We start from the raw sequence: 9802 nt of genomic DNA, 5'->3' as shown, positions 1-9802 counted from the left end.
CTTATATTGCGTTTCTAAACGCTAAAGCGTCATTTTCTTTTATGGATTAACACCTCTCTCCGTTCGGTCTTATATTGCGTTTCTAAACGCTAAAGCGTCATTTTCTTTTATGGATTAACACCTCTCTCCGTTCGGTCTTATATTGCGTTTCTAAACGCTAAAGCGTCATTTTCTTTTATGGATTAACACCTCTCTCCGTTCGGTCTTATATTGCGTTTCTAAACGCTAAAGCGTCATTTTCTTTTATGGATTAACACCTCTCTCCGTTCGGTCTTATATTGCGTTTCTAAACGCTAAAGCGTTAAGAAACGCAATAAAACCCATCCACAAAGTGGATGGGTAGTTGTTAGCTTAAAGTCGTATGTAGATTATTTTACTGCTTCTTTAAGCGCTTTACCAGGTTTGAATGCTGGTACTTTACTTGCTGGAATGTCGATTTCTTCTTTAGTACGTGGGTTGCGACCTTTACGAGCAGCACGTTCACGAACTTCGAAGTTACCGAAACCGATTAATTGAACTTTTTCACCTTTAGAAAGGTTTTCTTGAATAGTTTCAAATAATGCTTCTACAGCTTTCGCAGCATCTTTTTTAGAAAGTTCAGCTTTTTCAGCTACACTGTTTACTAAATCTGTTTTGTTTGCCATTTTTGTTTCACCTCCCTCAAAAGAATAATCCAAAATAATCAGGTCTTAATTATTACTTGGACGTTCCTTTTCCCAAAATCACTTTAAGGCTTAAGAAAAATCTTTGAAGAATTAAGACCGAAACGGCTTAAATGCAAGCCTTTGCAGTAATTCTGATAAAAGATTATCACATAATCCCCGCGACTGCAAGGATTTATGCCAAATTGACACTATTTCTTAACATTTCAAACATAATACATTACGCTTAAAACGTGATAGTATCAATCTGTTACACATAATACTAACTTGGAAGACCTATAATAGCAAGCGAAATCATCGCTTGGAACGAAAATAGTTCTTTTTCCTCATAAAAACAAAGCAAAAATATGTCTGTTACCTGAAAAATCTAGGTTTCTTCGCCTAGTTTAATACAAAAGCATATTTTGTAAACACGCTTTCATATCGCTATTAATGCCAATTCCTTCTTCAATGAATGCCTCTACAGAACCATACTTCTTTTCCATTTCTGTAAACGCAATTTCCAGATAGCTCGGCTTCGCTTCTGCCATTGGTCGAATGGCATCTAGCTCAAGCGGGACGTCATTTCCAGTGAACGCTTTAATTAAATCAACCATTTCGCTTAAAATCTCGTCCGTATACTGGTTTGTAAGCTCATAATCGTTAAAAATCGTTTTCTCTGGAACGTCTAGTACTTTTAATAAAAGGGCGCCTAAAACGCCTGTACGGTCCTTTCCGGCGGTACAGTGGAATAAAAATGGTGTTTGACGTGTGAGAATTTGTTCGAAAATTTCGCGATAGCTACCGAGCGACATTGCAAAAACTTTATAGCTTTCCCCCATCAGCGGTTCATAAATCGCGCTATCCGTTGGTAAATCTAACTTTTGTTTTTCCGCTGGTTCATTTTTAGCTGTACCAATTGGGATATTGAGATTTGGAATGTTGGGGATTTCAGGCGTTTGTTGTGCGGTCACTTCGGTTGTGCTACGCAAATCGCAAATCCATTTGATGCCAAGCTGTTCAATTTGTGCTATGTCATTTTTGGTGAGACCTGCTAAATTGCCAGAGCGATACAGTGCCCCCCACTTTACCTGCTTGCCGTTTTCATTCATGTAGCCGCCTAAATCGCGGAAATTAAACGTACCTTCAAAGTTTAGAATCCGCTGGGTTGAAACGGTTATCTCACCATTCGGTTGTTCTAAAATAAAATAGGGACGTGTCTTTGTTTCAGACGTGTAGGCGATAGTTTCTGGAACCGCTGTCAAGGTTGCAATTTGGCGGCTCGCCTTTGTTTTTTCAGGCTTTGTATCGACGTACAAAATGGAGCCGTTTTCAATTTTTTCATCAAAAGTAATGTTGTATTGTTTTTCTTCCTGAATGACTAACATTTTATCCCTCCTCTTGATTTTTATTCTAGCATAATCCGCAAAAAAAGCCGACTCTAAAATAGAGTCAGCTTTTTAATAAGATGAATGGCTTGTTTTATGGGTTTCTACATTTTCAAGGCGTATAAATCGCTTTAAAATCACTCTATTTTAGAGTTTTCGGTTTTAAAACTTCTCTTTCTCTACTTTTTTCTCACGTCCCATCAACATATCAACGGCTTCGCCTGGATCTTTTTCGGCAAAAAGCACTTCGTAAATCGCTTTTGAAATCGGCATATCGATGTTCAGTTTTTCTGCCCAACCGTAAACCGCTTTTGCCGTTCGGACGCCTTCTACGACCATGCCCATGCTTTCTAGCACCTCATCCAAGCTTTTTCCCTTGCCAAGCATGTTACCAGCTCGCCAGTTGCGGGAGTGCACGCTCGTACAGGTAACGATTAAATCGCCAATCCCTGTTAAGCCGTAAAACGTTTGCGGATGAGAACCTACAGCAACCCCTAGACGCGTAATTTCCGCCATTCCACGGGTCATTAATGCCGCTTTCGCATTATCTCCGTAGCCAAGACCGTCAGAAATCCCTGCACCTAACGCAATGATATTCTTAAGGGCTCCGCCAATTTCCGCACCTACAACATCTTCATTGGTATAAATGCGCAAATTATTGTTGATAAAAACGTCTTGAACTTGCTCGGCCAGCGCTAAATCATGGCTACTTGCACAAAGCGTTGTTGGATGACGAAGAGCGACTTCCTCGGCATGGCTCGGACCAGAAAGGACTACAATGCCTTTCCGTTTTGTCGCATCAATTTCTTCCGCAATCACTTCAGACATGCGTAAATTCGTTTCAGGTTCAATTCCTTTGCTTACATGAACAATGATTTTCGGCTCCGTAAGCGTGTCATTTAGCTGTTTACAAACGATGCGCATCGCATTTGTCGGAATCGCAATGACGAGCATATCTGCATGGCTGATTGCCTCTTCTAGCGAAAGCGTAGCCCGAATGGACTCCGGTAGCTGAATATCTGGAAGATAATGAGCATTTTTATGCGACTGGTTAATCTCATCAACAATCGCATGATGATTTCCCCAAATAAAAACCTCTTCATTATTGTCGGCTAAAACCATAGCAAGAGCAGTTCCCCAGCTTCCCGCACCGAGAACTGCGATTTGTTTTTTAGTCAAAATAAACTCCTCCATTTCTATTTCCGCTTACGTGGTATCACGCGAATTGGTGTCCCTTCAAATGGAAATGCTTCACGAATTCGGTTTTCTAAGAAGCGTTCATATGAAAAGTGCATAAGTTCGGGTTCATTGACAAACACAACAAAAGCGGGCGGTTTGACAGCCACTTGGGTCGTATAGAAAATTTTAAGTCGTTTTCCTTTATCCATCGGTGCCGGATTCATTGCAACGGCATCACTAATGACATCGTTAAGCATGCTCGACTGCACGCGCAGTGAATGATTGTCGCTCACTTGGTTGATAAGCGGGAACAAATTGGTCAAGCGCTTTTTCGTTAATGCTGATACAAAAACGATGGGTGCGTATGTTAGAAATTGGAATTGTTCGCGAATATCTTCCGTAAAAGTATTCATTGTTTTTTCATCTTTTTCGATGGCATCCCATTTATTTACGACGATGATAATCGCGCGGCCTGCATCGTGAGCATAGCCAGCAATTCGTTTATCTTGCTCGCGAATGCCTTCTTCGGCGTTTAAAACGACAAGGACGACATCGGAGCGCTCGATGGCGCGCATGGCACGTAAAACGCTGTATTTTTCAGTACTTTCGTAAACCTTCCCTTTTTTCCGCATACCGGCCGTATCGATCATAACGTATTCTTGATCTTCAAACGTATAACCGGTGTCAATCGCGTCGCGTGTCGTTCCTGCGATATTTGAGACGATAACTCGGTCTTCGCCTAGCATGGCGTTAATAAGTGAGGATTTCCCAACGTTCGGACGGCCGATTAATGAAAATTTAATCACATCATCATCGTATTCGTCCTCTTCTTCTTGCGGGAAATGTTTGCGTACTTCATCAAGCAAATCCCCGAGTCCTAACCCGTGCGAACCGGAAATTGGATAGGGCTCACCGAAACCAAGTGAATAAAAATCATACACTTGATCGCGCATTTCAGGGTTATCTACTTTGTTGACGGCCAGAACGACTGGCTTTTGCGAACGATATAAAATTTTAGCGACTTGTTCATCGGCATCAGTCACGCCTTCACGACCATTTGCAATAAAAATAATGACATCCGCTTCATCAATTGCGATTTCTGCTTGTGCACGGATTTGGTCTAAAAACGGCTCGTCGCCAATTTCGATTCCGCCCGTATCAATAATATTAAACTCTTTTCCAAGCCATTCTGCTGTATTGTAAATTCGGTCACGCGTTACGCCTGGGACATCTTCTACGATAGAAACACGTTCCCCGACAATGCGGTTAAAAATGGTCGATTTCCCAACGTTCGGTCGACCTACAATTGCTACAACTGGTTTCACCATTCTATTCACCTTCTTTTTCTTTCAAATTCCTATTTATCAGACTTTATTAAGTTTATCAGTAATTGCCCCTTATCGCAACAGCTGAAATTTAAACATAAAAAAAGCTTTACCAGAAAAAGATAAAGCTTGTGTGATACGTTTATGGCGGAGAAAGAGGGATTTGAACCCTCGCGCCGCGTTAGCGACCTACACCCTTAGCAGGGGCGCCTCTTCAGCCTCTTGAGTATTTCTCCGAGTGACTCCACAGGCAGGACTCGAACCTGCGACCGATCGGTTAACAGCCGATTGCTCTACCAACTGAGCTACTGTGGAATAAACTTAACAAATTTAATTATAATCAGCTTTTTATAAAAAAGCAAGCGAAATTTCAGTTGAAATTTCGCTTGCTTGAAGCTGTTCCATTCGCTATATATTGCAACTTCCCACCACATTTCCCGCACGCATAACGATTCACGTTAAACTTCCTTTTCCTAAAAAAGTCTTGCCCGCATTGTTCGCAAACATAGACGTGCTTCGGAATGTCCGGCTCGATAGCTTTACAAAAGCGCGGGGCATCGACTTCTTTTAAAAGGGCGCGAAATTCAGCGTCACGGTGCATATAGCCTTTTCCTTCTAAATGCAAATGGTAATGGCAGAGTTCGTGCTTCATAATGCCTAAAAAATAGTCTGCGCCGTAATGAAACAAGTATTTCGGATTCATTTCAATATCGTGCGAACGAAGCAGGTAGCGCCCGCCCGTTGTCCGCAACCTTGAATTAAAACGCGCCTGATGTTTAAACACTTTATCAAAGTATCGAAGCGATGTTTCTTCCATCCATTTTTGTAATTCCGCTTGTTCCATTTTACGCCCCTGCAGGTCCTACCATAGAAAGTGCGATACGATTTTTCTTCAAATCGACTTCTTCTACCCAGACGGTCACGATATCGCCTACTGAAACGACGCTCATTGGATTTTTGACGAACGAACGGCTTAGTTTCGAAATATGAACTAGTCCATCTTGTTTGACACCGATATCAACAAAGGCTCCGAAATCTACCACATTTCGAACGGTCCCTTGAAGCTCCATTCCCGCTTTCAAATCCTCCATCTTGATAACGTCTTGTTTTAGCATGGGTGCTTGGAGCGAATCACGTAGGTCACGCCCGGGCGCAATTAGGTTTTGAATGATATCTTTTAGCGTTTCTACCCCGATTTCAAGTTCTTTGGCGGTTTCTAAGACATTTAAATCGGCGAGCGCTTGTTTTAAGCTGTCTGACCCGATATCTTTTACCGTATGATTAGCTTTTTCGATGAGTTGTTTCGCGGCAGCATAGCTTTCTGGGTGAATTGCGGTCTTATCAAGCGGATTCTTCCCTTCTAGAATTCGCATGAAGCCAATACTTTGCTCGTATGATTTTGCGCCAAGACGGGGCACTTTTTTCAGTTCGGCACGCGATTGAAATGGCCCGTTTTCCTCGCGATATTTGCGAATGTTCCCCGCAACCGTTTTGTTTAAACCTGCCACATATTGGAGCAACGCGGCTGATGCGGTATTCACGTTTACGCCAACTTGGTTTACAGCCGTTTCGACGACAAACGTCAAAGTATCATTTAATTTTTTCTGTGCTACGTCATGCTGATACTGGCCAACGCCAACTGATTTCGGATCGATTTTAACCAATTCGGCGAGCGGATCTTGCAGACGGCGACCAATTGAAACGGCGCTTCGTTCTTCGACTTGATAATCAGGAAACTCTTCACGCGCCACATCACTAGCGGAATAAACACTTGCGCCGGCTTCGTTTACAATCGTATAAAACGCTTGGCTATTCGCTTCTTTTATGACTTCTACAATAAATTGCTCAGTTTCTCGCGATGCCGTTCCATTACCAATGGCGATGATTTCAATAGCATATTTCGAAAGCCACTCGGTTACTTTTTGTTTAGCTTCTGGCCGGCGCGCTTTAGCTGTATGCGGATAAATAACACCAATTTCAAGCACTTTTCCTGTAGAATCTAAAACGGCGAGTTTACAGCCTGTACGATAAGCTGGGTCAACGCCTAACACGACTTTGCCTTTTAACGGCGGTTGCAAGAGTAATTTTCGCAAGTTTTCCGAAAAAATATCAATCGCATGATCTTCGGCGATTTCGCTTAACTCGGCGCGAATTTCACGTTCAATTGCTGGTCCAATGAAACGTTTGTAGGCATCTAAAATCGCGACGCGGACGACTTGAACGGAAGCGTTCTCCTTTTTCGGCAACATGCTTTCTTCCAAAAAGTGGTGAATTTTCGTCGTATCGACTTGTACAGCAACACGGAGAACGCCTTCTTTTTCGCCGCGGTTGAAAGCAAGGACACGGTGATTTTGCATTTTAGCAATCATTTCTTGATACTCGTAATACATTTCGTAAACAGCTTTTTCGTCCTCAGCATCGTTTTTCTTCGTGGAAACAATCATCCCAAATTTACGCGTGAAATCGCGAATCCATTTGCGATACTCCGCCACATCGCTCACTTGTTCGGCGATAATTTCGTGCGCACCTTGCAACGCTTCTTCGGCAGTTTGAACGTTGTTTTCAGCCGAAATATAACGCGCCGCCTCTTCTTCAGGATTTCCGTCAGAAAATGTGAGTAACCATTCAGCGAGTGGCAGTAAACCTTGTTCCTTCGCAATGGTCGCTTTTGTTCTTTTCTTTTGTTTAAAAGGGCGGTAAAGGTCTTCTAATGTTTGTTGTTTATCCGTCCCTAAAATTTGTTTACGTAGTTCTTCCGTTAATTTTCCTTGTTCCTCAATTAAACGAATGACTTCTTCTTTTCGCGCCTCTAGCTTGGTGATATATTGGTAAGTTTCTTCAATATCTCGAATTTCGACTTCGTCAAGACTGCCCGTTTTTTCTTTACGGTAGCGGGCGATAAACGGTACGGTATTCCCTTCTTCAAGCAATCCAATTACTGCATCAATTTGCGCGGGCTTATAAGTTAATTTCTTGTAAATAAATGGTAAGACACTTTTTTCCACGGTATGTACCTCCTCGAACTTCCTTCTTTTCTAGTGTATCAATAAATAGAAAAAACTGCCATTTAAAAATGACAGTTCGGTTCTCTATTCGGGAAATTTCCCAAGCACAAAAGTAACATCATCCATTGGTATATCCGGCACTAAGCGCTCGATGTCGTATCCCGTTTTCGCAAGGCACTGCGCTGAAGTTAAATAATTTTTCACTTTTTTTAAAACTAATCCGTCTGAATGGAGCAGAAATTTTGAGCCGGGCTTAAATTCCATATTCTTTTGCTTAAAATGCTGTTTTCTTCCAGACAGAAACCCAGTTGTAGAAAGCGGAAAACTTAATTTCCCATGACTATCAAGCATGTAAAAACGAATGTTACCAAGAGCGACATATGCCAACTTTTGTGTTTTAAAATGGGCGCGTATAATGGCAACTGCAGCACCTCGAAGGCCAGAAACAGCCTGATTGCAATGTTCTATCATAGTCACCAAATCCGCCTCTGGTTCACTTTCCACAGTGTCCGTTATGGCTTTCGCTGCAAGATGCGCCTCGTAACCACTTCCTAATCCATCTGCTAAAACGCATAAAAAATGATCGTCTTTTTCATACGTGTAAAAAACATCACCACAATACTGCTGGAGCAGCTTAGCGCGTTGGAAAGTGAATAAATCTAATTTATTCTCCGTTGCCATTTCAATCCACTTCCTCATTTTGCAAAGCATCTCGCAACTTTTTGATGGCTTGGCGTTGAATACGTGATACGTGCATTTGCGAAATATCAAGCAGTTCGCCTGTTTCTTTTTGACTGCGATTTTCAATAAACGTATATTGCAAAATTTTCTGCTCACGTTCATCTAAAACTGGAAGTACCTTTTCTAAAAGCATCCGTTGATTCACTTGTTCAAAACCGTCATCATTGTTACCGACAACGTCTAAAAGTGTAATCGTACTGCCGTCTGAATCTGCTTCAATAGAATGGTCAACAGAAAGTGCTTGATAGCTCTTGCCCATTTCCATTGCTTCCAAGACCTCTTCTTCAGAAACACCAATGTAAGCGGCGATGTCTTTGATTTGCGGTGAGGTTTGCATTTCCCGTGTCAGCTCTTCAACCGCATTTTTAATTTTAGGACCAAGTTCTTTTATTCGTCTCGGCACGTGGACACTCCACGTTTTATCTCGTAAAAACCGCTTGATTTCGCCGACAATAGTTGGGACAGCAAATGCTTCAAAGCTTTTACCAAAAGTGGCATCATAGCGACGAATTGCTCCGAGTAGGCCAATGTTTCCGACTTGAACTAAATCTTCATGAAAAGACTTTCCTTGCGAATATTTACGCGCGATGGACTCAACCAAGTTTTTATAGTGCACAACGAGCTGATACTGCGCCTCGTCATCGCCCGTCTCTTGGTAAGCCTGAATCCATTCATAGACTTTTGCTTTTGCGGCATCTTTATCAGGTTGAGACACTCTCTGCATTCTCCCCCACCTGCTTTTCATCAATATATTTGGTCATTACAACGGAAACTCCGTCATCATAATACAACTTCACATCGTCCATAAGTGTTTCAATCAGAAATAATCCTAAGCCTCCAATGCGCATAACATCTGTTTCATCTCCAACTTTGTATGGCCCAATATCGGCTTTTTTCGCTTCTGGATTAAAACTTTTTCCTTTGTCTGTGACAATAACGTCTAGTTTGTCTTCATACAACTTAAACTCAATTCTCACTTCACCGTCTGCCACTTCTTTTAACCCGTGATGAATCGAATTCGTTATCGCTTCACTCACGGCAATTTTTAAATCCTCAATTGCTTCATAGGAGAAACCGGCTTGACTTGCAATACCAGAAAGCGCAAGGCGACCAAGACTCACATATTCTGGTTTTGCCGGAAGCAGTAGCTCAATTTTATCACACGTTGTTGCCATTCATTTCACCCTCTATATTTTTGATTTCAATAATATCCGACAGTCCAGTAATTTCAAATAGGCGATACAATCGTTCAGAAAGACCAATGAGCACCAATTCGCTCTCGTTTGAGCGCAAGTTTTTAAATACGCCCACAAAAACGCCAAGTCCTGTACTATCCATATAACCAACTTCTGTTAAATCGACTTTTAAAACAAAACGCTTTTTATCTTGAAAACCTTCAAGCGCTTCTTTTAGTTTTGGAGCCGTATAGGCGTCGATTTCCCCAATGACAAAAGCACTTGCCGTATTTTCATTCTGCTCTTTAATTTCGATTTTAATGTTCATTTTGTCACCTCATTAAATTT

The 9802-nt window shown here is 41.8% G+C and carries 10 protein-coding genes and 2 tRNA genes; all 12 read right to left on the bottom strand.

All coding sequences use genetic code 11. From position 1 onward, the window contains the following. Positions 1 to 368: 368 nt before the first annotated feature. The 12 genes from BN1609_RS03815 to BN1609_RS03760 all read right to left on the bottom strand — a co-directional run bounded on the left by BN1609_RS03815 (position 369) and on the right by BN1609_RS03760 (position 9782). Entirely contained in the window at positions 369 to 644 is a 276-nt protein-coding gene (locus BN1609_RS03815) for an HU family DNA-binding protein (RefSeq protein ID WP_088809174.1), read from the bottom strand. 404 nt (positions 645 to 1048) lie between these two features. Then, a complete protein-coding gene (locus tag BN1609_RS03810; protein ID WP_088840523.1) occupies positions 1049 to 2029 on the bottom strand; it encodes a tyrosine-protein phosphatase in 981 nt (326 codons plus the stop codon). 162 nt (positions 2030 to 2191) lie between these two features. Further along, on the bottom strand, positions 2192 to 3208 hold the full coding sequence (locus BN1609_RS03805) for an NAD(P)H-dependent glycerol-3-phosphate dehydrogenase (RefSeq protein ID WP_088809176.1): 1017 nt from the start codon (positions 3206 to 3208) through the stop codon (positions 2192 to 2194). A 17-nt stretch (positions 3209 to 3225) separates the two neighbouring features. Further along, positions 3226 to 4536: a ribosome biogenesis GTPase Der gene (gene der, locus BN1609_RS03800; protein WP_088809177.1), complete on the bottom strand. Its 1311-nt coding sequence runs from the start codon at positions 4534 to 4536 to the stop codon at positions 3226 to 3228. A 142-nt stretch (positions 4537 to 4678) separates the two neighbouring features. Beyond that, positions 4679 to 4769 (bottom strand) — tRNA-Ser (locus BN1609_RS03795). A 6-nt stretch (positions 4770 to 4775) separates the two neighbouring features. Beyond that, positions 4776 to 4848, bottom strand: a tRNA-Asn gene (locus BN1609_RS03790). A gap of 55 nt (positions 4849 to 4903) precedes the next feature. After that, positions 4904 to 5377 carry a SprT family protein gene (locus BN1609_RS03785; protein ID WP_088809178.1) on the bottom strand — a complete coding sequence of 158 codons (474 nt, stop codon included), beginning with the start codon at positions 5375 to 5377 and terminating at the stop codon, positions 4904 to 4906. 1 nt (position 5378) lies between these two features. Next, positions 5379 to 7538: a Tex family protein gene (locus tag BN1609_RS03780; RefSeq protein WP_088840522.1), complete on the bottom strand. Its 2160-nt coding sequence runs from the start codon at positions 7536 to 7538 to the stop codon at positions 5379 to 5381. A gap of 84 nt (positions 7539 to 7622) precedes the next feature. After that, positions 7623 to 8225 (bottom strand): PP2C family serine/threonine-protein phosphatase, encoded by a 603-nt coding sequence (locus BN1609_RS03775; RefSeq protein ID WP_179946377.1) that lies wholly within the window; start codon positions 8223 to 8225, stop codon positions 7623 to 7625. Further along, the gene (gene sigB / locus BN1609_RS03770) at positions 8221 to 9003 is read right to left on the bottom strand and encodes an RNA polymerase sigma factor SigB (RefSeq protein ID WP_088809181.1); all 783 of its coding nucleotides are present in this window, start codon (positions 9001 to 9003) and stop codon (positions 8221 to 8223) included. The genes BN1609_RS03775 and sigB overlap by 5 nt, the downstream gene beginning before the upstream one ends. After that, the gene (rsbW, locus tag BN1609_RS03765; protein ID WP_088809182.1) at positions 8981 to 9454 is read right to left on the bottom strand and encodes an anti-sigma B factor RsbW; all 474 of its coding nucleotides are present in this window, start codon (positions 9452 to 9454) and stop codon (positions 8981 to 8983) included. Before rsbW ends, sigB begins: the two co-directional genes overlap by 23 nt. Further along, positions 9438 to 9782, bottom strand: coding sequence for an STAS domain-containing protein (locus BN1609_RS03760; RefSeq protein ID WP_088809183.1), 345 nt, complete (start codon positions 9780 to 9782; stop codon positions 9438 to 9440). Before BN1609_RS03760 ends, rsbW begins: the two co-directional genes overlap by 17 nt. Between the last annotated feature and the right edge of the window lie 20 nt (positions 9783 to 9802).

Source organism: Listeria sp. ILCC797, assembly GCF_900186185.1.
Classification (GTDB): domain Bacteria; phylum Bacillota; class Bacilli; order Lactobacillales; family Listeriaceae; genus Listeria; species Listeria goaensis.
This window is presented reverse-complemented; position numbering and strand designations above follow the sequence as displayed.